Below are 23,452 nucleotides of genomic sequence, written 5' to 3'. Positions count from 1 at the left end.
GCAGATCAGCCTTCTAGACCGATACAGCTTCCAGTATTTTGACTGCGGCCTGCATTTCACGCTGACGAATTGCGCGGCGTGCCGCAGCTTCGGCATCCACGCCCCACTGTTCTGCTGTCCAGTCTTCTTCAAGATGAGCAAGCTTCCAAGCCTCGTCGCCGGAAATTTCACCTTTTGCAACAGCGAGCGCTAAAATGGCTGAGCCGGTCAGCGTCGTGATCGTATGGAGCGATGCAATCGCGAAAGGATCGGTGAAGCCGCCAAGATGAACGCTGAAAGCACCGAGGGCTTCGCGCGGCTGTTCCACATGCATCACACCTTCTGCCAGAATAAAGCGCGCATTAAGTGTTGTTGCTGCCCAATCGACAATCGGGTCCCAGGATTCTGTCTGGCGCTGTACCAGTCGTTCGGGTGAACCGGCGCGATAGCAAAGCATATCTGACGACGCAAACCGCAGCACATCTTCAAGCACGACCTGTGGATCATTGACGATCCCGTCAATTGCGGTGTTGGCAAGGCGTGTCGCCGGCATGCGCGCCGGATCGATTTCTTTTTCCTGCACGGAAAATTCGTCAGCGATGATCTGTGCTGCTGCGCGGGTGGGAAGCAACAGGTTCTGCCGCGCAGGTGTTTTTACGCCGCGCCCGTCCAGTTCCACGGCAAACTGTCCATCGCGCTCAGCGACTGCCGCTTCTTTATAGAACCGTTTTGGCAAGGGCAATTTCGAGGTGATTTGCGCACGGCGAACAGGGTCCGGATCGGTAAGCTCCTGCTTTGTGTCCATGCTGAAAAGTTCATCGCGCATATCAATGCCTATACTTAATTGTCTTCGTTTCCGTCATTTTCGTCCAGACCCAACAGGTTCCATGTCTGCACCATATGCGGTGGCAGTGGCGCGGTAACATCGATAATGCCACCTGATGGATTTGGTATGCGGATGCGCCTCGCGTGAAGATGCAACCGATTCTGAATGCCGCCGGGGAAAGACCAATTGGTATCGGCTTCGAAATATTTTGGATCACCGATAATCGGGCAACCAATGTGTGCTGCATGAACGCGAAGCTGATGTGTCCGGCCGGTATATGGCTCCATTTCCAGCCAGGTCAGCACCTGCCCGGCAGATTCTATCACGCGGTAATAGGAGATTGCGTGGTCCGAATCCGGCTCGCCATGCGGGACCACCCGCATGCGGTCACCATCTTCCGTCGCTTCCTTGGCAAGCCATGTGGCAATCTTGTCCTCGCGCTTGCGCGGGATACCTTTGACCAGTGCCCAATAGGTTTTCTTGGTCTCGCGTTCGCGGAATGCTGCAGTCAGCGCCTGCGCTGCGCCGCGGGTGCGGGCAACCACAAGCACGCCGGAAGTATCACGGTCCAGCCGATGAACCAGTCGGGGCTTTTCGCCCTTTTTGTTGCGCCACGCTTCCAGCATGTCGTCGACGTGCCGATTTACGCCGGAACCGCCCTGCACTGCCAATCCCGCAGGCTTGTTGAAAACATAGACCTTCGGGTCTTCGTAAAGCAGCATCTGCTTGAGAACATCGCCATCGTCACGGCCGCGTATGCTTTTGCCGGTCAAGTGCCCCTCAGCCTTGGAATCGACCGGCAGTGGCGGAATGCGAACAGTCTGCCCGGCTTGCAGGCGCGTGTCGGATTTGGCGCGTGATCCATCGATGCGGATTTGCCCGGAGCGCAACAATTTCTGCAGATGCCCGAACCCCAAGCCCGGGTAATGTACTTTGAACCAACGATCGAGGCGCATTTCCGCCTCACCCGTATCGACTGTTTTTTGTTCTACCGCTGCCATCAGCTCAAGCCTTTTAATCCCAGACCTTCAGATTCGGCGTGTCCTGAGCGTTTGAAACGCGGAAATCGCATCGAATGATTATTTATGGAGTTATAAAGGTCTTGTCGGCAGCGCTTAGCATTAAGCGACCGTTCTTGCGAGCCATAATCCTAAAAACAGTGCAGCAATGCTCAATACGACGCTCAACAGCACGTAAAATGCGGCACTTGCAGCCTCGCCCCGCTGCCAAAGCAACACAACATCGAGCGAAAAAGACGAGAAAGTCGTGTAACCGCCCAAAATCCCGATTGCCACGAACAGGCGAAGTTCTTCAGAACCATCAAAGCGGCGTGCCAGCAATTCAATGAACAGCCCCATCAGCAATCCGCCGATCACATTGACCGCAAGCGTACCATAGGGAAAGGCTGCACCAAAGAAGCGCGTCATGAGGATACCGGTGAGATATCTCAAGACCGAGCCGATGGCGCCTCCGGATGCGACGAGTAATATTGCGTTCATGTTACATTCAGTTCAGCTGGTTTAATTTGCAATCTCAGTAAGTTGACTCATCACGGGACGTTACGAGCCGTAGAAAAATGTTCCCATCCCGACAGGGAACAATCAAGACTTTAGAGCATTGAATATTGCGGTGCACAAGAGTCTGATGCAGTGTCATTTCTACGCGCGAGTGGCGGACCAAGCAATCGGAGTGGCAAAGTGTCATTATTAAACATCTATTGGAGATCCCTCCAATATCTCGGCGCCGAGAGGCGTGCGACCATGTTTATATGCATCGCCAATATCGCACTCGCTGCAAGCATGATCGTAGAACCATGGCTTGCCGGCCGTGTGATTCAGGCCATCGCAACCAAAACAGCTATCATTCCTCCGCTCAGCCAACTGGCTGCTGTGGGCTTGTTCCATATCGGAGCCAACGTTCTGGTATCTCGCGAAGCAGACAGGTTGGCCCATCGCCGCAAGCTTGCTGTTCTTACCGAATCCTATAATCGCGTTATCAGCATGCCACTTGCCTGGCATCATCAGCGCGGTACATCAAATGCCCTGCACACATTGCTTCGTGCGGTTGAAACTCTTTTCGGCCTGTGGCTCGAATTCATGCGCACCCATCTGGCGACTGCCGTTGGCCTCGTGCTGCTGTTCCCGCTCGCTCTCAGCCAGGATTGGCGTTTAACCTCGGTCCTCGTTGTGCTTGGCGTGGTCTACATGATGGTTGTGCGTGTCGTCACCAGCAAGACCAAGGACGGTCAGGCTCAGGTGGAACGTCACCACATCACAGCGTTCAGCCATGTTAGTGACTCCATGAGCAATATCTCGGTATTGCAGAGCTACAACCGCGTTGAAGAAGAAACCCGCGCATTGCAGACTTATACAAAGAACCTGCTGGAATCCCAGTATCCGGTTCTGAACTGGTGGGCTCTTGCTGCCGGTATCAATCGGATGGCATCAACGATTTCGATGATTATCGTTCTGCTGCTTGGTTCTTACTTCGTCATGCGTGACGAGATGAATGTTGGTCAGGTTGTCGCCTTTACAGGTTTTGCCGGTCTGCTTATCGGCCGCCTCGACCAGCTAAGCGCTTTCGTCAACCAGATCTTCGCTGCCCGCGCCAAGCTCGAAGACTTCTATGCAATGGAAGAATCGGCCGCCTATGCTGTCGAACCGAAGTCCGTACATGATATCGATAATGTTACTGGCGATGTGGAATTCCAGAATGTTTCCTTTGAGTTCCCGCATTCTTCGCAGGGCTTGAAAAACGTAACGTTCAAGGCGAAGGCTGGTCAGACTGTTGCTATCGTTGGGCCTACGGGTGCCGGCAAGACAACGCTGATCAATCTCCTGCAGCGCGTTTACGATCCCAAGGAAGGCCGTATTCTTGTCGATGATATCGACACGAAGACAATCAGCCGCCGCTCGTTGCGTAATGCCATTGCGACAGTGTTCCAGGATGCGGGTATGTTCAACCGCACGATCGAAGACAATATCCGTGTTGGTCGGCCTAAAGCCTCCGATGAAGATGTCTTCGCCGCTGCGGAAGCTGCCGATGCAAGCGACTTCATCCTCTCGAAGTCAGCCGGTTATGACACTGTTGTCGGCGAGCGCGGTTCGCAGTTGTCCGGTGGTGAGCGCCAGCGTGTGGCCATCGCCCGTGCGATCCTCAAGGATGCACCCATTCTTGTACTGGACGAAGCAACGAGTGCCCTCGACGTTGAGACAGAAGCCCGTGTGAAAGTTGCGGTTGATAAGCTTTGCCAGAACCGTACGACATTCATCATTGCGCACCGCTTGTCGACTGTACGTGACGCCGATCTCGTATTGTTCATGGATCAGGGTGAAGTTGTTGAATCTGGCAGCTTCGATGAACTGGCTCACCAGAATGGCCGTTTCACCTCACTGCTGAAAGCCGGTGGTTTGAAGCTCGACGATGATACGGCGAATGTAACGCCCTTCCCGCGCAAGCCGGCAGCGGCCTGAAAGACTAGCGAATAAACAAAAGGCCGCTGATCAGCGGCCTTTTTCTTTTGATGCTATGCTCCAGTATCGCCAAGGCAAATACCAGACGAAACGCGCTCCAAGCGCTACTGGCACCGGGTCCAATCCACTGGTGCCGCCCGGCCCACAGCGGGCAAATCTGAATAGACCCATCCAGCCACCAGCCCAAAAGCCATGCCGGGCAATTGCTTCATAGGTGTATTCCGAGCAAGTCGGCAGATGCCTGCACGAGTTCCCGATAAATCCCGAGAGGGTCAGTTGATAAAGACGGACCAGCCCCGTGCCAAGTAGACGTCCGGGCGTCTTGCGCCACGGGCCACCCCAATTGCGGGAGTATTTGGCTGGATGCTTATGCGCTGGGTCATTGCACATAAGTCAGGCTGCGGCTTCTGCGTTTTTCCTGTCAATCTGATCAAGACAATCAACCACGGCATCGAAGGTCAGCATGGTAGAATTGTGCCGCGCCTTGTAGTCGCGCACAGGTTCGAGAAACTTCAGCTCCTCGAAGCGTCCTTCAGGTGGTGCGCCGTTTTCCTTCAACATACGCAACATCGTCAAGCGTAATGCACGGAGTTCTTCGGGAGTTGCACCAACCACGTGCCTTGCCATGATTGAGGACGAGGCTTGCCCCAGCGCGCATGCCTTAACATCATGAGCAAAATCCGAAACGACGCCATTTTCGACTTTTAAATCAACGATGACAGTTGATCCGCACAATTTGGAATGCGCTTTCGCAGATGCATCGGGAGCATCGAGACGGCCTAACCGCTGAATATTGCCGGCAAACTCCAGAATTCGCGTATTGTAAACGTCATTGATCATGATGTGCCAATCTTCATCTTAAACGCGTCACAACTCGACGTTGATGCTCTATGAATTCTCTATAGACTACCTATATAGTATGCGAGCAGGCATGCATAAAGTCGCATAGATTAATTTTGCAATGGGATGTATGACTATCGGGCGGCTAATTGATCCGCTCTTACTTCAATACACCGTCCGTTCCGTGACAGGGAACGATTATCGTGTATTGCCGTTTAACTCGTCGCTCCTTTGAGGGCGGCTACGGGAGATCGCGATGGATGCGGTAGTGAAGAACTTGCAGTCAGCCACTGCAAAGCAAAATAATGTTCGCCGTCCAACTCAGGAAGAAGCAGAAGCAGCGGTACGCACCCTGCTCCTTTGGGCAGGTGATAATCCTGACCGCGAAGGTCTGCTGGACACGCCTGAACGTGTCGTCAAATCATACAAGGAACTGTTTTCCGGCTACGCACTCGACCCCGCCGATGTGTTGGGGCGAACCTTTGAAGAAATTGCCGGCTATGAGGATATGGTCCTCATTCAGGACATTCCTTTCTTTTCTCACTGTGAACACCACATGGTTCCGATCATCGGCAAGGCGCATGTCGCCTATCTGCCTGATGGGGAGAAGGTTGTCGGGCTGTCAAAGATAGCGCGCGTTGTTGATATCTTTGCGCATCGCCTGCAAACGCAGGAAAGCATGACGGCACAGATTGCAAGTGCAATACAAGACTCGCTGCGCCCACGCGGTGTTGCAGTCATGATCGAAGCTGAGCATATGTGCATGGCCATGCGCGGCATCCGCAAATCCGGCTCGCTGACCACGACAACGACTTTCACAGGCTCGTTCAAGAATGAGGTCAATGATCAGGTTCGGTTTATGACCATGGTGCGGGGCCGCTGAGGATAAGAATGGCCGATACTTCACTTTCTGCTGCCTCCGGTCACAATCATGATGTCGAAGAAGGCACTGTATTTACCCCGCGGTTTGACGCTGCGGGGTTGATAACGGCTGTGGTGACGGACGCGCGGGATGGCGAATTGCTTATGGTTGCGCATATGAATGCGGAAGCTTTGCAGCTGACGATTGACACGGGAATTGCCCATTACTGGTCCCGATCACGTCAAACGCTATGGAAGAAAGGCGAAACCTCCGGCAATCTGCAAACTGTTGTCGAACTTGGCACCGATTGCGATCAGGACGCCCTGTGGTTGAAAGTAACTGTTGCTGGCGACGGGCCGACTTGCCACACGGGTCGCCGGTCATGTTTCTATCGCAATGTTGTCGCGCAAGATGGAAAGCCATCATTGGTAATGAAGTTTTAGATGAAGCGATGCCTCGCATCCGCCGTTTTCGACGTTTGTAGTCGCGTTTCATTGGTCAGCTAAGAACTGTTATTCACGCAATATTCAGGTTTTAGTTACCACAATCGAAGTCGAATGAAAGTCCACGACTCTAGGAGTTTATGCCATGCTCGAATGGGCATCGCGCCGGACACGTGCAGCAGAATCGATCGGCATCAGCAATGGTTCTGATGAGAAGGCCGTAGCACCTGAAAGGCCCGTTCAAAGCAAAACGCCCATCGCCCTCGCGCTTGGCGGCGGCGCTGCGCGTGGTTGGGCCCATATTGGTGTGCTGCGTGCGCTGGATGAAGCAGGCATCGAAATCTCGATGATTGCCGGAACATCGATTGGCGCGCTTGTTGGCGGCTGCTATCTTGGCGGGAAACTTGATCAGCTTGAAGAGTTTGCGCGCAGCCTCACCAAACGCGGTATTTTCAGCCTGCTCGATTTGCGTTTTGGTGGCAACGGCCTGTTCGGCGGCATGAAGCTGGATCGCAGACTGCGTGAACATCTCGAAGAACTATCCATCGAAGATTTGCCCAAGCCTTTCATCGCCGTCTGTACTGAAATCAACACAGGCCATGAGATATGGCTGACCCGCGGCAGTCTTATCACTTCGATGCGCGCATCCTACGCCCTGCCCGGTGTTTTCGAGCCTGTCGAATGTAATGGACGCATTCTGGTCGATGGTGCCTTGGTCAATCCCGTGCCAGTTGCCGTATGCCGGTCATATGAGCAACCACTGGTTGTTGCGGTCAACCTTCACTATGATCAATTTGGCCGCGCTGCTGTCATCAAACATTCCGCCGAAGCACCGCATCCACAGGCTGGCGATGTTGAGGGTTCAGGCTCGCGTCGCCCGGCCTATTCGAAGCGCCTCGGGATTACCGGCGTTATGATGGAATCCTTCAACATCATTCAGGATCGGATTTCGCGCGCGCGCATGGCAGGAGATCCGCCGGATATTGCGTTGCTGCCCAAAGTTGGCACGATTGGCCTTGCGGAGTTCCATCGCGCCGACGAAGCAATCCGAAGCGGGTATGAGGAGACAATGGCCCGCCTCGGCGAACTTGAACGCATGCAGAAACTGGTTTTCTAAGTTCTTGTCCACTCGGCAACAAGGTTCCGAAAGATAATCAATCCGAGATTTCAGAGTAGAAATGGCTCACTCATACGTTCGAGTGCCAGCTGCTGGAAAATTGATGGTGCCCTTCTGACGGACCACGCCGACAGGACCTGGCTTGCATACTCCTGCACGGTCCGTCCTGCAGACAGCTCCAAATCATATCTCTGACCAACATGAATTCGATGATAGTCATCGGCTGCGCTTCCTATCGGTCGGTCTGCGCGTATTGTTTCCCTTTTGACGAGTTCATCAAGATTGCAGTGAAGCCCGACGAAGAAGACATCAAATGGCGCGAAAAGCACCGCCAGATCGGATACCCATTGGGGTTCCTCAAGGATATGTTCGAGCACAATATTATTGCCGGCCGAGGCATAGGCTACGAGCGAATGATGGAATCCCTCAAAAAATGCGCTGCGATGCTCTCCCCAGTTGAAATCTCCGCGCCGAAAGCGGTCCAGTGGCAAGATTCCGGAATCACGGAGATGATCAATCGAAACATGCCAGAAAGGCTCAGGCAATTGTGACTGAAGAGCGCGCGCAAGGGTAGACTTGCCACTACTTGATGCACCATGGATGAAGATTATCTTTGCTGTCTTTTTCAACCCGCACCTGAACCCCGCGATGAATTATTGCGGTATTACGTCGGCTTCGTTGCAGCAAAATGAACCCTTAGTGCTTTGATGAATTCGCACTAAGCAGTTGCAATATAACTGCGGATTTCCTGCGACTCGCGCTCTACTTCTTCAATGCGAAGCTTCACAACGTCACCAATCGAGACAATTCCGTGCAGGCGCCCGTCTTTTTCAACCGGCAAATGGCGGAAACGGCCTTGAGTCATCGTTTCCATTACCTGATTGATCGTGTGACTTTCGCTGCATACCTTCACTTTGATTGTCATGATCTCCGAAATCGGCTTCCACAGAGCATCAGCACCTTCGGCTGCGATGGCGCGAACGACATCGCGTTCCGACAAGATGCCTTTGATAGCCTTTTTCTCATCGCAAACAACAATCGCACCGATTTTATGCTTTGCCAAAACCGTGATTGCATCTGCCAGTGACATATCAGGATTAGTGCTGAAAACGTCATAGCCCTTGCGTTCAAGAATCAATCTGACTGTCATGTGCATCCTCCTTCATGTTCGACCGCTGCATCTCCCCCGATGCGCTTCTGCGATCTAACTCATCGTGCTTATATGTTGCACCTATTGCAACTGCATTGCAATTACGTGGATCACTTGAAAGTTGGTCTGCACAAAGAGATTTGGCTAAATCGGATTCAAAGTATCGCGCCGTAACCATTTGATTTGACGCGATAGCTTGTACTCATGCTTTTACAAGATTGTTCAGGCATTGCGCCGGTCGAACAGCGATATCCCAAAGAAACCGATGATAAATCCGCCTATATGAGCCTCCCAGGCAATCGATGCGGAGCCTTCCGCCCCGAGCGACAACACCCCGGTAACAATATTGGTGACAAACCAGACGCCAAGGAAGGTAAGAACCGTACGCATGCGCAGGGCAACGCCGATGGGGAGTATTTCTCCAATGAAGGCCGCCGAATTGCGTGACGTAGAGCGCCGGAAGCCAAATCGGGCGGCAGCACCCATCATGCCGGAAACAGCGCCTGACGCGCCGACAAGAGGCGCCATGCTATCGGGATAGATCGCGTAATGGGTTAGCGCGGCGGCGATTGACGTAACAATCCAAAAGAGCGTTGAACGCAAGGGGCCGATACGTGCCGCCAGCGGAGATCCGAACGCTGCCAGCCAGATCATGTTCAGCGCAATATGAGCCACGCTTCCGTGCATGAATGAATAGGAAATGCTGGTGAACCATGCCAGTGCTGAACCGCCGCCGCCAAACTGCGAAAAGCGTGCAGGAATAAAGGCGTAGTTCCACAGGAATTCAATGGCCTGCCCGCCTGTCAGAATATAGGTCTGATAGACGAAAACGGCTATGCAAATGCCAATAGCTGCAAGGATGATACCCGGAATATTGAACATCGGTTCTCCTCCCGATGGTCTGGCTCGCATGCTTTCTGGTTCAGTCATTGCTGTATCGACCTCGTTTCATCCCGGCACGTTAGAGCCATTCTTGTTGAAACAGAACGATTCTATTTCAGCAAGAAAGGCTCTAACGGCTTCCGGTTTCCACGCCAAGGCGGGGAACCGATAAGTCAGCTGTTTCAAACAGAAAGAAGGCCGCCCGGTGACGGACGGCCTCAAATTTAAGGTCAGGTATGAAATCTTGTAGGCTTTTGTCCCACATTCCTTGCAACGGCTCAACGTAAACCACTTGTTAACCTTAACGGGCCGCCGCGGTGGACATGGGCACATCTAACGTGGCGTTGATATCCCGTCGGTGACACAGTCCGCCCACATCCTGATCGGACGAACGGATATATGCAGCCTGGAAAATCACAAGAGCTAATCGCCTACTGGGAGCAACTGCGCGGGCCACGCGCAGCGCCCGAACGTAGCGAAATAGCGCCTGCTGCCATCGCCCGGCAATTGGCAGATATTTTCATTCTCCAGGCAAGTCCGGGAGGCGAGCCGAAGTTTCGTCTCGCAGGAACCCGCATCTGCTCTATTCATGGCCGCGAACTGAAAGATACGTCATTTGCTGCGCTTTGGCAGGCACAGGACCGTCACAGCATTCTACGGCTGATTGCCAATTCAATGACCGGCAAAAGTCCTGTGGGTATAAATGCCGAAGGTACAAGCGCACGTGAACGTGCGGCACTTTTCGAGTTTACTTTATTGCCGCTGGCCAACGAGATACACGAACAGTTTCTGATTGGAATGATCGTCACGCTGGGGCAACCATTTTGGCTCGAATCTGATTCCATCGTTGAAAACCGCATAAGATCGATCGCGACACTGGAACCTCGCCGGATCAGAACTGATCAAAGCGTTGCGCGACTGGCGCAAGGTCCGAAAAGCGCTATTCACACAATTATCGGTGGCAAGGCAGACCACCTGCAGTTGCTGGACGGCGGAAAAACCTCAAGACAGGTTAAAGGAGATGTGAAACCATTACCGCGACGTTAAGAATTATGGCATAGTTTAGCGCCAACAGGCTTAACGAATTCCATTATCTGGACAGAACGATGCAACTCACCCGCGATGGCTCAAGTCCAGGCTCTGCCACCACGGCCAAGTATTACAGCGTCAAAGTCCAGCTCTATGGCCGGTTCATGCTCGAAGATCGTACTGAGCACGTCTGCCAGATCAATGAAATGTCTCCCGGCGATGTCGTCATCAGCACGGACGTGATGGCTAATAATGGCGAACGCGTTATAGCCTATATCGATCATATCGGTCGGGTCGAAGGCACTGTTGAACGGCTCGTGAGCGGCGGTTTTCTTGTGTCACTCATCGCTTCGGACCGCAAGAAGAACAAGATCGCCGCCCAATTGACCTGGCTTGCCAACAAGCATGAGCTGGATATGCCCGAAGACCGCAGGCATCAGCGTATTGCGCCACGCAATCCGATTACCAGTCTTTCCATGGCGGATGGACGGAAATATCCATGCCGGATCGTTGATCTTTCCATTTCCGGTGCGGCGGTGGAGCTTCGCATGCGCCCTGCCCTTAACAGCCAGGTTATTCTCGGCACCATGCGCGGACGCGTTGTCCGGCATTTTGAGGAAGGTGTCGCCATTGAATTTTCTTCCGTGCAAAGTCGCGAAGCCATTGATGCGGCCTTTGAGGAACAGCCGTAACCCGTCACCTTGGCATTATTTTCAGTTTTTTCTTCATATCGCAGAAATATTTTTGTCGCGATTGCTGCGAGAGCATGGCAATTGTCCGGCGATACTTTCTCAAGCGTTAAGCCAATATAAATGATAAGATATTTATTTAAACCAATGCTTAATTCTAATATTCTCAGATTTATTCAAAACGTTACTACTTTAAACTGAATAATAACTATTATTAATACATAGTAACTCCCCAATTCCTTTATTTTTTACTACTTAATTCAATCACATTTACTCATCGAGATTTCCGCTCAATCAAACTCTGTCTGCCATTGTCACCTCAACCGGGGAGACGACGGTAATGATAAAAAAGACAATCCTACTTGGCGCTGCATTCTTTTTAATGTGCATCGCCGCCTATGCTGAAGCGGGTGTTTCAGCGTCAATCATGAAAACAGGTGGGCGCACCTCGCAGCCAATCGGCCATTATGAGTTCTGCCAGACATATCGCAGCGAATGCAGCGTCAAGAGCAGCAATGATACGCCGCTCAGCCTGACATCAAAGACATGGAATATGCTTGTTCAGGTCAACAGTCAGGTAAATGCGCAGGTTCGTCCTGAAACTGATATGGACATATGGGGTAAGGCGGAAGTCTGGTCCTATCCGACGACAGTTGGGGACTGTGAGGATTATGTCCTCTTAAAGCGCAGGCTGCTTAATGAAGGCGGCATTCCGCTCAGCAATCTGTTGATCACGGTCGTCCGTCAGATGAATGGTGAAGGTCATGCTGTGTTGACGGTCCGCACCGGCCAAGGTGATTACGTCCTCGATAATCTCGAAGCGCGCATCAAGCCATGGAATGAAACAAACTATGATTACCTCAAGCGCCAATCAACGAAGAACACCGGCGCATGGGTTTCAATCAATGATGATCGCCAGGTATTGGTTGGCAGCATTGAAAAATAATAAGTCCTGACCCTAGGCGATCTCCAAGCCACTCATGAAGCGTTTGCCATTCTCAACATAATGGGCAGCTGAAAGCTTTAACTGCTCTATCGCTGCATCATCCAGCGTACGAACAACTCTGGCGGGAGAGCCGACGATTAATGAATTATCCGGAAACTCCTTGCGCTCGGTGACCAATGCACCCGCCCCGACCAGAGAATTCTTGCCGATCTTTGCGCCATTGAGAATGATCGCCCCTATACCGATCAAGGTATTTTCCCCGATTGTGCAACCATGCAGCATGGCCCGATGCCCGATTGTGCACCCGTCACCTATTGTCAGCGGATAGCCCATATCCGTGTGCATGATCGTGTGTTCCTGCACGTTGGTGTTACGGCCAACGTGGATGAGTTCATTATCACCGCGCAGCACTGCCCCAAACCAGATGCCGGCATTCTCACCGATGAACACTTTACCGATAATCGTTGCATCAGGCGCTATCCAGTTTGACTTGAGGTGCTCAAACTGCGGCTCATGGCCATCAAGCATGAAAATCGGCATTGGCTTTCCTCCAGAATCACCCGGCTCATTGATATTCAGTTAACCATAAATCAGCACATAAGCCGCTACATTGCCTGCAGGAATCTCTTACGGGTAAGAATTCATGCAGGCGACAACGCAAAAGATTGAGGCGATTTCGGCAAGCCTGCTCTTGCGGAAGGTCTTTTATTGCGTGGCTGCGCTTGGCGCATTATCGCTGTGCCTGACTATAGCAGGTTATTTTCTGGGCCATACGATTTCGCTCGGCGGTCACACCGAGGACACCTCAGTTCAGGAAATCGTCATCGGCAATGACATACTGCAAATTCCGGCAAACATGATCCGCTTTGACAGGCAACGCCGTAATGGAATTGCGGAGCGTGTCGATCTTTACCTCCACTGGCCGGAAATGCAGGGTTATTCCCCCGAATTCAAGGATGATTTCAATGGCGCCGGATCAGAAAAGAAATTGCTATTCCTGACGTTTGAAACGCGACAGGGAAGTCAGGATATGTCCGGACGCTACGGTCCGGTCTATCTTCCGCTAACCGAAGGACCCGGTGTTGCAGGCCCCGCTGATTTGACGATCCAGCGCTTCAGGAGCGATAGCGGCTTTGTCAATGAGGAGCTTCTTGTTGCACCGGATCATGGTGCGAAACGTCCCTTCGTCGCCCGCTGCCTTGATGAGCAGTCATCGCGCGATAACCTTGCTTCCTGCCAAAGTGACATTTTCGTCGGCGGCGATTTGCAGCTGACATATCGGTTTCCAAGGGAAATGCTTGAAGACTGGCAGATTTTGGATAGGCAAATTGCAGAGTTTGCGCGTGGGCACATTAAAAGTGCCGAGTGAAATCCACATCAAGTTGCGAAGAGATTCCCGATATGCCGTACCGAAAATGGTTATTTTTGAGAACCGGCGCGGAGCGTACATTAGGTACGTGAGCACGGGATCGAAGAAAATCTCCATTTGCAGCACGGCATAGCGCGAATATCAAGACAACTGACTATAGATCCATTTCCAGAATTGCCATGGAGAAGTTGTAGGACAACTCACCCTCGTCTTCGTCCTTGTAGACCAGACCGAGAAACTCGTCGCCCAGATAAAGTTCTGCGGAATCATCCTTCCGTGGGCGGGCCTTCACTACCAATTCCGTATTGCGGAATGTCCGCTTGAAGTAGCTGTCGAGTTTTTTCAGTTCTTCGGGTTTCACCTAAAATCTCCTGTCATATTCGTCGAGTCAGAGCGGTTTGCCATGCGGCACTGTTCCCTGTAAAGGGCTGACTGCAATCGTTTGTAATACAGAAACGCGCTTATTCGAAATTGGTTACAAGCTGGTCCATGGCACGTGATGGCTCCGAGCAGCCTGCTTCTCCAACAATGCGTGCAGGAACACCAGCTACGGTCACATTGTGCGGAACAGGCTTCAGAACGACCGAGCCGGATGCCACTTTCGAGCAATGACCGATCTCGATATTGCCAAGAATATTTGCTCCGGCACCAATAAGAACGCCGTTGCGAATTTTGGGATGACGATCGCCGGTTTCTTTGCCCGTACCGCCGAGCGTAACGCCCTGAAGAATAGAGACATTATCCTCAATAACAGCGGTCATACCGACGACGATGCCCGTGGCGTGGTCGAAGAACACGCCCTGCCCCATGGGAACTGCCGGATGAATATCTGTCTGGAAAACGGAAGATGAGCGGCTTTGCAGATAAAGCGCAAAATCATTGCGGCCTTCATGCCATAACCAATGTGCAAGACGATGAGTCTGGATGGCCTGAAATCCCTTGAAATAGAGGATAGGCTCCATAAACCGCGTGCAGGCAGGGTCACGATCATAAACAGCTTGTATATCGACGCGCAGAATCTGCGACCAGGATGGATTCGCTTCAAGCATCGCCGTAAATGTCTGGCGCAATAGCTCGGACTCGACATCCGGGTGATCGAGGCGCTGGGAAATACGATGAATAACCGCCTGTTCCAGCGACTGATGATTCAAAATAGTTGTGTAAAGAAACGTCGCAAGCAATGGTTCATTGCGCACGACTTCTTCTGCTTCGGCCCGGATTGCATGCCAGATCGGATCGATCTGCTTGATCGAGCTAGTCATCTTTATCGGAACGCTTGCTGACATTTTCTAGCTCCAGGCATTCAGTCGAATTTTATACTCTGCGGTCGATTATACGGCAAAAGCGGTTTCTTGACACCTCAAATTCCAAAGCAGGAAGCGCAAGTAATTTTGAAGATGCCGTTCATATGCTTGATCATTGCCACTATCGACAAACGCCATGCCTAGGCCAAACTACGCGTTTCTGCAAGGAATGAAGCTGGTTTTGCTTAGCGAGTGATAGGATTACGCTGATAAAACTCCAGCACCGCCTGCTTGAACACTTTATCGCCCACCGCCAGCATATGGTCGCGATTTGGAATGTCGATTGCTTCGCCATGAGGCATCAGCGCAGCAAGCCTTTGAGCGCTGCCCCCGATATCATCCTTTGTGCCCACGGCAACGAGTGTCGGCTGCTTGATACGCGCCATATTTTCAGCGCTGATTTCTTCCTTTGAAGTAATGACGCAAGCTGCCAGCGCGATCTTGTCGCTTCTGGTCTTGTCCGCGAACATCCTGAACATCTTGCCCCGCGGGTGCGTGATCGCTTCGGGATCATCTGCCATCAGCGCTTCAGCGATAGGTGACCAATCGCCGGCGCCTTCAACCATGCCCATGCCCAAACCGCCAAACACCAGATCATGCACGCGGTCCGGATGCTCCAAAGCGAGAAAAGCGCTGATGCGCGCGCCCATTGAATAGCCCATTACATGGGCTGACTTTATTTCGAGATGGTCGAGCAATGCCGCAGCATCGCCCGCCATGCGTGTTGGCGTATAAACTGACTTGTCATGCGGTTTGTCGGATTCGCCGTGGCCGCGATTATCTATCGCAATCGTCCGATAGCCAGCGGCCGTCAATGCAGGAATCCAGCCCGGCTGCACCCAATTGTAAAATGACGATGAAGCAAAGCCATGAATGAGCAGGACGGGCTCGCCCTCGCCTTCATCGACATAGGCAAGCTTTAACCCGTCATTTTCAAAGAATTGCATTTTTCTGTCCGTTATTTGACTTCAATTGCGGGATGCCGCACCTTGTCGCCAACTCTTAAACCGAGACGTTGTGCCGTTCCAGCCTTTACTTCAACGACAAACCTTACCGGCCCGCCAGACGAAATAGTATCACGCGAAAACGGCACGGCATTTTGGCGGATTGCCGCGATGCGGCCGCTTTCATTGAGGAAGAGCATGTCCAATGCAGAGGGCGTGTTCTCCATCCACATGGTAACAAGCCTTGTCCGGTCAAACACAAACAGCATGGCGCTGTTATCCTTGAGGTCGGTCCGGAACATCAACCCACGTTGACGCTCTTCTTCCTCATCAGCAACTTCAACACTGAACGGCACGTCGCCTTTGGCTGTGTTGATCGTCAGCAGCACGGGATCTACCGGCAAATGCATAGGTTCGTTTTCCTGCGCCAGCGCAGGAAAAGCGGATATCAGGGAAAACAGAATAGCGGTCAGAAATAGCTTCAGGCGGCTCATCAACTGGTCTTCAGTGAGAAACTGGCAATTGCGTGCCGATGTCAGGATGAATTTCCGAAGCCATAAGGCCCTTTTCGCCATTGCCGAAACGGATCAGTACAACTTGTCCGGGCCGTAGCTCGGTAAGTCCGAAATGGCGCAACGTTTCCATATGAATGAAAATGTCTTCCGTACCCTCGCCGCGTGTCAGAAACCCGAACCCTTTGGTGCGGTTGAACCACTTGACCAGAACGCGTTCCAGACCGCTGGAGGGCGTCACAGTCACATGCGTACGTACAGGAGGAAGCTCGGTCGGATGCACCGCAGTCGAATTGTCCATCGACTTGACGTGGAAACATTGCATGCCACGCTCGCCCTGCTTGACTTCGCAAACCACGCGCGCGCCTTCGAGGGCAGTCTGGAAACCATCACGGCGCAGACAGGTTACATGAAGCAGAATGTCAGGAAGATCAGAATTATCCGGAACGATGAACCCGTAACCCTTGGCAACATCGAACCATTTGATCGCGCCGGAAACCTCGATGAGATCAAGACTATCGTTTGCGCCTTCGTCATTGTGGGAGATTTCGGTCGATACTGTTCTGTCTGACATGAAGCGAGCCCCTCCTCTCCCGAAAACGAAACACTGATTCTCTTATTGAAGAATAACACCTGTCCGATAGCGGAGAGCAAGTATCAACTTGGTGTTTTCTTTCAAACTATAACCAAAACCTGCGTTTATCCTCAATCAGTCTCATGAAATTAGCTCGCGGGTTTGTTCGCGTAAGCAATAAGTGTTATCGATATTGCCAGTCACTTGCCCTTGCTGGCGAGACGACATTGCTGTTTCAATCCCACGAAAAGAACCCAAAGGCTAAAGATGCGCTATCTCCACACAATGGTCCGCGTCCGCGACATCGACGAATCGCTGGATTTTTATTGCAACAAGTTCGGCCTGAAAGAAGTTCGCCGCACCGAAAATGAAAAGGGACGTTTCACGCTCATCTTCCTCGCAGCATCGGAAGATGAAGGCCGCTCGGCGGCCGAACGCGCGCCTGAACTGGAACTGACCTACAATTGGGACCCGGAGGAATATACGGGTGGCCGTAATTTCGGTCATCTAGCCTATGTTGTCGATAATATCTACGAAACGTGCCAGAATCTGTCAGACAAGGGCGTCGTCATCAACCGTCCTCCCCGTGACGGCAATATGGCTTTCATCCGCTCGCCCGATGGCATTTCCATCGAGCTGATCCAGAAAGGTCCGGCACTGGCACCGCAGGAGCCATGGCTATCCATGCCAAATACCGGCACCTGGTAATTATTGAATCCGATATAGCCTGTCCGGCCATTCCGGGCAGGCCAAGCCACAACCCGGCTAAATTCAATCCTCTTGCATCTTCCAAGGTCCACGCTCTCCTGTTATCAGAAATGAGCAATTTGGAGGAACGCCATGAAGGATGTGCTTATCGAGCTTGAGCGCCGCAGGACTATTGCGCGCGAAGGTGGCGGCAAGACCCGTATCGAGGCCCAGCACAAGCGCGGCAAACTCACTGCGCGCGAACGTATCGATATTTTCCTCGATGAAGGCTCCTTTGAAGAGTTCGACATGTTCGTCGAACACCGTTCCACTGATTTTGGCATGGAAGACACCAAATTTGCCGGTGATGGCGTTGTCACCGGCTGGGGCACCGTCAATGGCCGCACTGTCTTTGTGTTTGCCAAGGATTTTACCGTCTTCGGTGGTTCACTCTCCGAAGCTCATGCTGAAAAAGTTCAGAAAATACAGGATATGGCGCTGCGCAATCGCGCACCTGTTATTGGGCTGTATGACGCTGGTGGTGCGCGTATTCAGGAAGGTGTGGCAGCGCTTGGCGGCTATGCTGAAATTTTCCAGCGCAATGTACTTGCATCCGGTGTCATCCCGCAAATATCGGTGATTATGGGCCCTTGTGCAGGCGGCGATGTTTATTCGCCGGCCATGACTGACTTCATCTTCATGGTGCGTGACACTTCATATATGTTTGTCACGGGGCCGGACGTTGTGAAAACCGTCACCAATGAGACCGTGACCTCCGAACAGCTCGGCGGAGCGTCGATCCACACGACCAAATCGTCAATTGCAGACGGTGCCTATGACAATGATGTCGCAGCACTTCTCCAGATGCGCCGCCTGATCGATTTTCTGCCCGCTTCAAACACTGCCGAGCTGCCGCAGATCGAATGCTATCAGCCGACAGACGAGATGGATTACTCACTTGATCGCCTTGTGCCGGATAACGCGAACAAGCCCTATGATATCAAAGAGCTGATCCGCAAAACTGTCGATGAAGCGGATTTCTTTGAAATTCAGGAAAGCTTCGCCAAAAACATCGTTATAGGTTTTGGCCGGATAGAAGGCCGCACTGTCGGTATTGTCGGCAACCAGCCAATGGTGCTTGCTGGCGTCCTCGATAGTGATGCTTCCCGCAAAGCCGCACGTTTCGTACGCTTCTGCGATTGCTTCAACATTCCCATCGTCACCTTCGTCGATGTACCCGGCTTCCTTCCCGGCACAGCGCAGGAATATGGCGGGTTGATCAAACATGGTGCCAAGCTGCTTTTTGCCTACGCGGAAGCCACTGTTCCCAAAATTACGCTCATCACGCGCAAAGCCTATGGCGGCGCTTATGATGTGATGGCTTCAAAACACCTGCGGGGTGATATCAATTATGCCTGGCCTTCGGCGCAGATTGCCGTCATGGGTGCCAAGGGTGCCGTGGAGATCATCTACCGTAAGGATATTGGCGATGCCGACAAGATTGCCGAGCACACCAAACGCTATGAAGATCGCTTCCTGTCACCATTCGTTGCCGCTGAACGCGGCTATGTCGATGAAGTGATCATGCCCCATTCCACCCGCAAGCGGATTTCACGAGCGTTGCGCATGTTGCGTAACAAGGATCTCGAAAACCCTTGGAAGAAACACGACAATATCCCGCTTTAAACGTACCAAATTGAACTTCATCATTACCAGCAAGCGTGGCTAAAACAAAAGGCTCCCCACAGGAGAGCCTTCAACATCCAATATATCTGGAATTACCGGCGGAAGCTGAAGCCGCCGCTTGAGTCCCGCAAAATCTGGGAAATCGAGCGCTTATCGCATGGCTCGCTAAGCTTTTTTGCAGCTTTGACAAGCTTGGAATTGGTTTTGGCCACCTGTGCCATCTTCAGTACATTTGTATCAACTGTCGATGACGTATCGTTATTTATTGTTATCATTATTTGATACCTCCATAAAAATACCCTCAGAGAGAGTAAACCCCTACCGGCATACAGTTTAAATTCCGTTGCATTATGGCTTTCTACGAAAACTAAACCGATTTAACAAATCACTATTTGTATCCGATTTTGACTTGTATTTGATATAACAAGTGAAACGCGCAAAGGTTCCGGCAAAGCCAAGAAAAGCGCAATGAATGTTTCGGGCTTCACACCCTGCCCGCAACTTAATGATCGCGCAGCGGTAATATTTGTGCCAAAAATTTCCCGGAACAAAATGAAGGGTCTGCGCCTTCCACAGGAATGACGGGCGCGCGTGCCGCTCCTGCAGTCCCGCTGGAAGTCAGAACAGGCAACTTGCGAACAAATAAGGCCAAAGTAGCTGGCGATCAGTTGCCGCCAGTTCTACGGTCACTTTGGCTGCACAGTCTGAAAAGGCTTAACTGCTCTTCACGCCGACCTTGTTTTGGATATCTTCGGCGGTTTCTTTGACGAAAAAGGTCAGCCCCGTCGTGATCGTGACAATATGGGTGCCCGTCCCATAGGGATTAAACGAGACAACATGATCGAAGTTCAACGTGATGTGATCGCCATTTACGTCTGTAAGCTTGATCCACATGGCCTTACCTCCCTGTATGATGAAGAGCGTCTCCAGAAGAGGGAAGCAGGATTCTTTCAATCAAGCAATCACTTACCAGAGATTCCTTCCGTCAACCTCGTCCACCCGCAGCGAAGCGATGTCAAAATCTTCGAAGAGCCGCGCATTCACGCTGATACGCGGGTTTTCCCAGTCGGGCTGGTAGTCCACCCAGGTTGGTACCTCTGAGAAAGTGCCACAACCGCAAACATTGCAGTGGTGATGTTTTGCCATACCGTTTTTCGAGTATATGGCATCAGCTTCCGGCTTTACTGAAAGCTTCACCTGATCAGGTGTGTAGTAGGCCCAAAGCGCTCCGCGCTTCGCGCAAAATGTGCAACTGCAAACCGTGACAGATTCAGGAACTTCACTGACTTCAAATTTGATTGCCCCGCAATGACATCCGGCCGGAATAGTCATGGTTCTCTCCCGTTCGATGAGTATCTCAACGCAGGGAATACATGAGACCTCCTGACAACCTAGTGTCAGGAGCATCATTATTTTGTCTTTCTCCGGTAGTGATAACTATAGAGTTCCTGGTTGAATCCGAGCGAAGCATAAAGCGCCCGTGCAGGCTGATTGTCAGTAGCAACTTGCAGACATGCCGCCGTTGCTCCCTCGTCTTTCGCCCAATCCAGTAAAGCGCCTACCGTTCGCTGACCAAGACCACGCTTTCGGTAATCCGGATCAGTAGCTACCGACTCCAATACAAGAAGACCATTGCTTATGGCACCATATGCCTTGGCAACGATTTTGCCATCCACACTAACGGAGGCAAAAGCCTTGGGCACCACGATCGACGCAACCATGGCGCTGAATATGACCTGTTCTTCGTTGGACCAACCGGCGATGCGTGCGCTGTCGCGCAACCAGTCGGGAGTCATTTCGCGGGAAAGGCCAGCCGCCGAGGCATTTTGTGCCTTGTGCTGTGCCAAATCGCAGCGAAGCACGGTACTTCCACCTTCAAAGTCGTAATTGCGCTCTACGAGTAGCGGCTCCATTTCATTGGCGATGGCGGGAATGCGGAAAATGAAATCGCGTCCAAGCGATTGATAAAGCTTTTCAGCGGCATCAATGACGCCAGCCGGTTTAGCGCGGGGACCACCCAAAGGATTGACCGAATTGGCACGACGGACGCCGCCACCGGAAAATCGCATCAGCCAGCCACCATGCAGAACCTGCCTTGGCGATGGCCAGGCATTGAAACAGGCTTCCTCGACCCGCCAGTTCAGATCGTCATCCAAATTGTGTGCTCCTATACCGCCTGCCCTGCCACCCAGCCGGATGACCATGCCCATTGAAAATTATACCCGCCAAGCCAACCAGTTACGTCTACAACCTCACCTATGAAATAAAGGCCCTTTGCAGCTTTCGCTTCCATGGTTTTCTGGTCCAGCCCATCGGTATCTACACCGCCAAGCGTCACTTCGGCAGTGCGGTAACCTTCCGAACCTGCGGGCTTGACCTGCCATTCATTCACGGCCTTCTCGACTGCCAGCAATTGTTTGTCTGAAAGATCAGCAAGATGCTTATCGATACCACTGTTTTCAGCAATCAACTGCGCCAGCCGCTTTGGCAGCAATTCACTCAAGGCGGTCTGCAATGCCTGACGACCATTGCGCGTTCTCGCGGCGCGCAAGGCATCAAGTACCTTTACACCGGGCAGCATGGCCACGCTGATCGTGTCACCTTCCCGCCAAAATGAAGAAATCTGCAATATGGATGGTCCGCTGAGACCACGATGAGTGAAAAGCATGGCCTCGGCGAATTTGGTCTTGCCATGACTGACCACCGCGTCAACGGAGATGCCCGAAAGCGGCTTGAGTGGTGCCAGAGTGTTCTCGTCAAAGGTTAGCGGGACCAATGCCGGACGAGTTTCTGTAACGTCCAGACCAAACTGTCGGGCGATGTCATAACCGAACCCTGTTGCGCCCATTTTCGGTATGGATTTACCACCGCAAGCAACAACAAGAGAACTGCATTTTATCTTGTCGCCAGCCAGATCGACCAGATAGCCGCCGTCGCTTTGCGCGATTGAATCGACAGTTGTCCGCAGGCGCAGGTCCACTCCCGCCTGCTTCATTTCCGTCACCAGCAAATCGATGATCTGCTTTGCAGAGCCATCACAGAAAAGCTGGCCGAGTGTCTTTTCATGCCATGCAATGCCGTACCGGTTTACTAAGCCCAGAAAATCGCGCTGCGTGTAGCGACGTAAGGCGGAGATACAGAAATGCGGGTTCTTGCCGATGTAGTTCTGCGGTGCCGCATTGATATTGGTGAAATTACAGCGCCCGCCGCCGGAAATACGTATCTTGTCGCCGGGCGAAGCAGCATGGTCGACAATCAGCACGGATCTGCCACGTTTGCCCGCCTCAATGGCGCACATCATGCCTGCCGCACCCGCTCCAATGATGAGAACGTCGACTTGCGGGATCATGGCGCAGGAAACAGCTGATCGGTGCGCCCCGCCAGCCAATAGGCCAGCAGTCCGGCCCATTCACGCCCTGCGATAGCCACGTTCTGCAAGGAATCCTGTGGGTTATCCTCCGCGAGCCCGATGGTTTCAGCCCCGGATGCGCGGTAATCCGCCGGCCATGGCACCACATCAAAACCCGCCTTGCGGAACAGCCCCATGGAGCGCGGCATATGGAATGCCGATGTAATGAGCAGCCAGGTTTCTCCCGGTTTTGCTTCCACCATTTCTTTGGTAAACACCGCATTCTCATAGGTATTGCGTGATTTGCTCTCAAGGATCAGCCGTTCTGATGCCATACCAAGGGCTGTCAGCAGGCGCGGCGCGGTTACACCGTCTGCTTCACCATCCAGCAACAAGGTGCCCGTTCCACCCGTCACCACAACCTTTGCTTCCGGATGACGGCGCGCCAGAATGGCAGCTTCAACGAAACGATCGCCGCTGGCATTGAGTTCATAGCCGCCGCGCACCAGATTGACACCGCCTTCGAAACCGCCGCCGAGCACAATAATGCCGTCGACCTTTTGCGGCAGTGTATCCGGTCGCTGAAAACGATCCTCCAGTGGATTGATCATAAGTGCGCCAAGCGTCGTCCACGCGCCAAGACCCAGCACCAGAAACGCAATTGCCGCCGTCGTCATTGCCAGACGCCGCCAGCGCCAGATCAGCAACAGGAATGTAAGAGCCATAAGAATGATGGCGAAGTTCAGCGGTTGCGCGAAAAACCAGAAAATCTTTGAAAATACAAAAAACAT

At 52.4% G+C, this 23,452-nt stretch carries 30 protein-coding genes; 10 read left to right on the top strand and 20 right to left on the bottom strand.

The genetic code is table 11. The features are described from left to right. Positions 1 to 13: 13 nt before the first annotated feature. From ABKW30_RS17080 to crcB, 3 genes are all read right to left on the bottom strand, one after another. The gene (locus tag ABKW30_RS17080; protein ID WP_348600103.1) at positions 14 to 805 is read right to left on the bottom strand and encodes an ATP12 family chaperone protein; all 792 of its coding nucleotides are present in this window, start codon (positions 803 to 805) and stop codon (positions 14 to 16) included. A gap of 14 nt (positions 806 to 819) precedes the next feature. Continuing rightward, entirely contained in the window at positions 820 to 1,806 is a 987-nt protein-coding gene (locus tag ABKW30_RS17075; RefSeq protein WP_008122997.1) for an RluA family pseudouridine synthase, read from the bottom strand. A gap of 120 nt (positions 1,807 to 1,926) precedes the next feature. Beyond that, positions 1,927 to 2,304, bottom strand: coding sequence for a fluoride efflux transporter CrcB (gene crcB, locus ABKW30_RS17070; protein WP_348600102.1), 378 nt, complete (start codon positions 2,302 to 2,304; stop codon positions 1,927 to 1,929). A 198-nt stretch (positions 2,305 to 2,502) separates the two neighbouring features. Here crcB and ABKW30_RS17065 point away from each other — a divergent pair, with 198 nt between their 5' ends. Next, the gene (locus tag ABKW30_RS17065) at positions 2,503 to 4,278 is read left to right on the top strand and encodes a glucan ABC transporter ATP-binding protein/ permease (RefSeq protein WP_348600100.1); all 1,776 of its coding nucleotides are present in this window, start codon (positions 2,503 to 2,505) and stop codon (positions 4,276 to 4,278) included. A gap of 30 nt (positions 4,279 to 4,308) precedes the next feature. Here the strand turns inward: ABKW30_RS17065 and yidD are convergent, their stop codons facing one another. Beyond that, positions 4,309 to 4,668 (bottom strand): membrane protein insertion efficiency factor YidD, encoded by a 360-nt coding sequence (yidD, locus tag ABKW30_RS17060; RefSeq protein WP_348600099.1) that lies wholly within the window; start codon positions 4,666 to 4,668, stop codon positions 4,309 to 4,311. Positions 4,669 to 4,671: 3 nt separating this feature from the next. After that, positions 4,672 to 5,118: an iron-sulfur cluster assembly scaffold protein gene (locus ABKW30_RS17055; protein ID WP_348600098.1), complete on the bottom strand. Its 447-nt coding sequence runs from the start codon at positions 5,116 to 5,118 to the stop codon at positions 4,672 to 4,674. Between the two features lie 256 nt (positions 5,119 to 5,374). Here ABKW30_RS17055 and folE point away from each other — a divergent pair, with 256 nt between their 5' ends. The 3 genes from folE (at position 5,375) to ABKW30_RS17040 (ending at position 7,540) form a co-directional block, all read left to right on the top strand. Next, positions 5,375 to 6,001, top strand: a complete 627-nt coding sequence (folE, locus tag ABKW30_RS17050) for a GTP cyclohydrolase I FolE (RefSeq protein ID WP_348600097.1) — start codon at positions 5,375 to 5,377, stop codon at positions 5,999 to 6,001. Between the two features lie 8 nt (positions 6,002 to 6,009). Further along, positions 6,010 to 6,423, top strand: coding sequence for a phosphoribosyl-AMP cyclohydrolase (gene hisI, locus ABKW30_RS17045; RefSeq protein ID WP_348600095.1), 414 nt, complete (start codon positions 6,010 to 6,012; stop codon positions 6,421 to 6,423). 145 nt (positions 6,424 to 6,568) lie between these two features. Continuing rightward, positions 6,569 to 7,540: a patatin family protein gene (locus ABKW30_RS17040; protein WP_348600094.1), complete on the top strand. Its 972-nt coding sequence runs from the start codon at positions 6,569 to 6,571 to the stop codon at positions 7,538 to 7,540. 50 nt (positions 7,541 to 7,590) lie between these two features. Here ABKW30_RS17040 and ABKW30_RS17035 read toward each other — a convergent pair whose 3' ends face one another. From ABKW30_RS17035 to ABKW30_RS17025, 3 genes are all read right to left on the bottom strand, one after another. Then, positions 7,591 to 8,169, bottom strand: a complete 579-nt coding sequence (locus ABKW30_RS17035) for an AAA family ATPase (protein ID WP_348600093.1) — start codon at positions 8,167 to 8,169, stop codon at positions 7,591 to 7,593. Positions 8,170 to 8,258: 89 nt separating this feature from the next. Then, positions 8,259 to 8,690: a CBS domain-containing protein gene (locus ABKW30_RS17030; protein ID WP_348600092.1), complete on the bottom strand. Its 432-nt coding sequence runs from the start codon at positions 8,688 to 8,690 to the stop codon at positions 8,259 to 8,261. Positions 8,691 to 8,912: 222 nt separating this feature from the next. Continuing rightward, positions 8,913 to 9,620: a rhomboid family intramembrane serine protease gene (locus ABKW30_RS17025; RefSeq protein WP_348600091.1), complete on the bottom strand. Its 708-nt coding sequence runs from the start codon at positions 9,618 to 9,620 to the stop codon at positions 8,913 to 8,915. Positions 9,621 to 9,971: 351 nt separating this feature from the next. On the opposite strand from ABKW30_RS17025, the gene ABKW30_RS17020 reads away from it, so the two are divergent. The 3 genes from ABKW30_RS17020 (at position 9,972) to ABKW30_RS17010 (ending at position 12,236) form a co-directional block, all read left to right on the top strand. After that, on the top strand, positions 9,972 to 10,619 hold the full coding sequence (locus ABKW30_RS17020; RefSeq protein ID WP_348600090.1) for a PAS domain-containing protein: 648 nt from the start codon (positions 9,972 to 9,974) through the stop codon (positions 10,617 to 10,619). 59 nt (positions 10,620 to 10,678) lie between these two features. After that, positions 10,679 to 11,293, top strand: coding sequence for a PilZ domain-containing protein (locus ABKW30_RS17015; protein WP_348600089.1), 615 nt, complete (start codon positions 10,679 to 10,681; stop codon positions 11,291 to 11,293). 379 nt (positions 11,294 to 11,672) lie between these two features. After that, entirely contained in the window at positions 11,673 to 12,236 is a 564-nt protein-coding gene (locus ABKW30_RS17010) for a transglutaminase-like cysteine peptidase (RefSeq protein WP_348600425.1), read from the top strand. Between the two features lie 12 nt (positions 12,237 to 12,248). On the opposite strand, the gene ABKW30_RS17005 is transcribed toward ABKW30_RS17010, so the two are convergent. Next, on the bottom strand, positions 12,249 to 12,776 hold the full coding sequence (locus ABKW30_RS17005; RefSeq protein WP_348600088.1) for a gamma carbonic anhydrase family protein: 528 nt from the start codon (positions 12,774 to 12,776) through the stop codon (positions 12,249 to 12,251). Positions 12,777 to 12,879: 103 nt separating this feature from the next. On the opposite strand from ABKW30_RS17005, the gene ABKW30_RS17000 reads away from it, so the two are divergent. Next, the gene (locus ABKW30_RS17000; RefSeq protein ID WP_348600087.1) at positions 12,880 to 13,605 is read left to right on the top strand and encodes a hypothetical protein; all 726 of its coding nucleotides are present in this window, start codon (positions 12,880 to 12,882) and stop codon (positions 13,603 to 13,605) included. Positions 13,606 to 13,759: 154 nt separating this feature from the next. Here ABKW30_RS17000 and ABKW30_RS16995 read toward each other — a convergent pair whose 3' ends face one another. The 5 genes from ABKW30_RS16995 to ABKW30_RS16975 all read right to left on the bottom strand — a co-directional run bounded on the left by ABKW30_RS16995 (position 13,760) and on the right by ABKW30_RS16975 (position 16,939). Further along, positions 13,760 to 13,966 (bottom strand): DUF3126 family protein, encoded by a 207-nt coding sequence (locus ABKW30_RS16995; RefSeq protein WP_348600086.1) that lies wholly within the window; start codon positions 13,964 to 13,966, stop codon positions 13,760 to 13,762. 100 nt (positions 13,967 to 14,066) lie between these two features. Further along, on the bottom strand, positions 14,067 to 14,891 hold the full coding sequence (cysE, locus tag ABKW30_RS16990; RefSeq protein WP_348600085.1) for a serine O-acetyltransferase: 825 nt from the start codon (positions 14,889 to 14,891) through the stop codon (positions 14,067 to 14,069). Positions 14,892 to 15,094: 203 nt separating this feature from the next. Further along, positions 15,095 to 15,871 carry an alpha/beta hydrolase gene (locus tag ABKW30_RS16985; protein ID WP_348600424.1) on the bottom strand — a complete coding sequence of 259 codons (777 nt, stop codon included), beginning with the start codon at positions 15,869 to 15,871 and terminating at the stop codon, positions 15,095 to 15,097. Next, a complete protein-coding gene (locus tag ABKW30_RS16980) occupies positions 15,868 to 16,347 on the bottom strand; it encodes a DUF192 domain-containing protein (RefSeq protein WP_348600084.1) in 480 nt (159 codons plus the stop codon). Before ABKW30_RS16980 ends, ABKW30_RS16985 begins: the two co-directional genes overlap by 4 nt. Before the next feature lie 10 nt (positions 16,348 to 16,357). After that, positions 16,358 to 16,939 (bottom strand): cold-shock protein, encoded by a 582-nt coding sequence (locus tag ABKW30_RS16975; protein ID WP_348600083.1) that lies wholly within the window; start codon positions 16,937 to 16,939, stop codon positions 16,358 to 16,360. A gap of 267 nt (positions 16,940 to 17,206) precedes the next feature. Here ABKW30_RS16975 and gloA point away from each other — a divergent pair, with 267 nt between their 5' ends. Both gloA and ABKW30_RS16965 read left to right on the top strand, forming a co-directional pair. Then, entirely contained in the window at positions 17,207 to 17,647 is a 441-nt protein-coding gene (gloA, locus tag ABKW30_RS16970; protein ID WP_348600082.1) for a lactoylglutathione lyase, read from the top strand. Between the two features lie 132 nt (positions 17,648 to 17,779). Next, complete coding sequence (locus ABKW30_RS16965; RefSeq protein WP_348600081.1) at positions 17,780 to 19,312, top strand: acyl-CoA carboxylase subunit beta; 1,533 nt, start codon at positions 17,780 to 17,782, stop codon at positions 19,310 to 19,312. 92 nt (positions 19,313 to 19,404) lie between these two features. On the opposite strand, the gene ABKW30_RS16960 is transcribed toward ABKW30_RS16965, so the two are convergent. The 6 genes from ABKW30_RS16960 to ABKW30_RS16935 form a co-directional block, all read right to left on the bottom strand. Continuing rightward, positions 19,405 to 19,587 carry a hypothetical protein gene (locus ABKW30_RS16960; protein WP_348600080.1) on the bottom strand — a complete coding sequence of 61 codons (183 nt, stop codon included), beginning with the start codon at positions 19,585 to 19,587 and terminating at the stop codon, positions 19,405 to 19,407. A 439-nt stretch (positions 19,588 to 20,026) separates the two neighbouring features. Beyond that, positions 20,027 to 20,206: a flagellar FlbD family protein gene (locus tag ABKW30_RS16955; RefSeq protein WP_348600079.1), complete on the bottom strand. Its 180-nt coding sequence runs from the start codon at positions 20,204 to 20,206 to the stop codon at positions 20,027 to 20,029. 72 nt (positions 20,207 to 20,278) lie between these two features. Next, complete coding sequence (locus tag ABKW30_RS16950; RefSeq protein ID WP_348600078.1) at positions 20,279 to 20,644, bottom strand: GFA family protein; 366 nt, start codon at positions 20,642 to 20,644, stop codon at positions 20,279 to 20,281. 77 nt (positions 20,645 to 20,721) lie between these two features. Continuing rightward, positions 20,722 to 21,468 carry a GNAT family N-acetyltransferase gene (locus ABKW30_RS16945; RefSeq protein ID WP_348600076.1) on the bottom strand — a complete coding sequence of 249 codons (747 nt, stop codon included), beginning with the start codon at positions 21,466 to 21,468 and terminating at the stop codon, positions 20,722 to 20,724. Between the two features lie 11 nt (positions 21,469 to 21,479). After that, on the bottom strand, positions 21,480 to 22,658 hold the full coding sequence (locus tag ABKW30_RS16940; protein WP_348600423.1) for an NAD(P)/FAD-dependent oxidoreductase: 1,179 nt from the start codon (positions 22,656 to 22,658) through the stop codon (positions 21,480 to 21,482). After that, a complete protein-coding gene (locus tag ABKW30_RS16935) occupies positions 22,658 to 23,452 on the bottom strand; it encodes a YdcF family protein (protein WP_348600075.1) in 795 nt (264 codons plus the stop codon). Before ABKW30_RS16935 ends, ABKW30_RS16940 begins: the two co-directional genes overlap by 1 nt.

The sequence above is a fragment of the Phyllobacterium sp. SB3 genome, assembly GCF_040009165.1.
Classification (GTDB): domain Bacteria; phylum Pseudomonadota; class Alphaproteobacteria; order Rhizobiales; family Rhizobiaceae; genus Phyllobacterium.
The sequence above is the reverse complement of the archived record's forward strand: the minus strand, read 5'-3'. Positions and strand labels throughout refer to the sequence as shown.

Bases quoted from the DNA above. Each gene is read 5' to 3' on its own strand.
- folE (WP_348600097.1), top strand. From the start codon at position 5,375: ATGGATGCGGTAGTGAAGAACTTGCAGTCAGCCACTGCAAAGCAAAAT.
- cysE (WP_348600085.1), bottom strand. From the start codon at position 14,891: ATGTCAGCAAGCGTTCCGATAAAGATGACTAGCTCGATCAAGCAGATC.
- ABKW30_RS17010 (WP_348600425.1), top strand. From the start codon at position 11,673: ATGTGCATCGCCGCCTATGCTGAAGCGGGTGTTTCAGCGTCAATCATG.
- ABKW30_RS16935 (WP_348600075.1), bottom strand. From the start codon at position 23,452: ATGTTTTTTGTATTTTCAAAGATTTTCTGGTTTTTCGCGCAACCGCTG.
- ABKW30_RS16950 (WP_348600078.1), bottom strand. From the start codon at position 20,644: ATGACTATTCCGGCCGGATGTCATTGCGGGGCAATCAAATTTGAAGTC.
- ABKW30_RS16965 (WP_348600081.1), top strand. From the start codon at position 17,780: ATGAAGGATGTGCTTATCGAGCTTGAGCGCCGCAGGACTATTGCGCGC.
- ABKW30_RS17055 (WP_348600098.1), bottom strand. From the start codon at position 5,118: ATGATCAATGACGTTTACAATACGCGAATTCTGGAGTTTGCCGGCAAT.
- ABKW30_RS17015 (WP_348600089.1), top strand. From the start codon at position 10,679: ATGCAACTCACCCGCGATGGCTCAAGTCCAGGCTCTGCCACCACGGCC.
- yidD (WP_348600099.1), bottom strand. From the start codon at position 4,668: ATGTGCAATGACCCAGCGCATAAGCATCCAGCCAAATACTCCCGCAAT.
- crcB (WP_348600102.1), bottom strand. From the start codon at position 2,304: ATGAACGCAATATTACTCGTCGCATCCGGAGGCGCCATCGGCTCGGTC.
- ABKW30_RS17005 (WP_348600088.1), bottom strand. From the start codon at position 12,776: ATGCCGATTTTCATGCTTGATGGCCATGAGCCGCAGTTTGAGCACCTC.
- ABKW30_RS16955 (WP_348600079.1), bottom strand. From the start codon at position 20,206: ATGTGGATCAAGCTTACAGACGTAAATGGCGATCACATCACGTTGAAC.
- gloA (WP_348600082.1), top strand. From the start codon at position 17,207: ATGCGCTATCTCCACACAATGGTCCGCGTCCGCGACATCGACGAATCG.
- ABKW30_RS17040 (WP_348600094.1), top strand. From the start codon at position 6,569: ATGCTCGAATGGGCATCGCGCCGGACACGTGCAGCAGAATCGATCGGC.
- ABKW30_RS16975 (WP_348600083.1), bottom strand. From the start codon at position 16,939: ATGTCAGACAGAACAGTATCGACCGAAATCTCCCACAATGACGAAGGC.
- ABKW30_RS17075 (WP_008122997.1), bottom strand. From the start codon at position 1,806: ATGGCAGCGGTAGAACAAAAAACAGTCGATACGGGTGAGGCGGAAATG.
- ABKW30_RS17080 (WP_348600103.1), bottom strand. From the start codon at position 805: ATGCGCGATGAACTTTTCAGCATGGACACAAAGCAGGAGCTTACCGAT.
- ABKW30_RS17000 (WP_348600087.1), top strand. From the start codon at position 12,880: ATGCAGGCGACAACGCAAAAGATTGAGGCGATTTCGGCAAGCCTGCTC.
- hisI (WP_348600095.1), top strand. From the start codon at position 6,010: ATGGCCGATACTTCACTTTCTGCTGCCTCCGGTCACAATCATGATGTC.
- ABKW30_RS17020 (WP_348600090.1), top strand. From the start codon at position 9,972: ATGCAGCCTGGAAAATCACAAGAGCTAATCGCCTACTGGGAGCAACTG.
- ABKW30_RS16980 (WP_348600084.1), bottom strand. From the start codon at position 16,347: ATGAGCCGCCTGAAGCTATTTCTGACCGCTATTCTGTTTTCCCTGATA.
- ABKW30_RS17025 (WP_348600091.1), bottom strand. From the start codon at position 9,620: ATGACTGAACCAGAAAGCATGCGAGCCAGACCATCGGGAGGAGAACCG.
- ABKW30_RS17030 (WP_348600092.1), bottom strand. From the start codon at position 8,690: ATGACAGTCAGATTGATTCTTGAACGCAAGGGCTATGACGTTTTCAGC.
- ABKW30_RS16960 (WP_348600080.1), bottom strand. From the start codon at position 19,587: ATGATAACAATAAATAACGATACGTCATCGACAGTTGATACAAATGTA.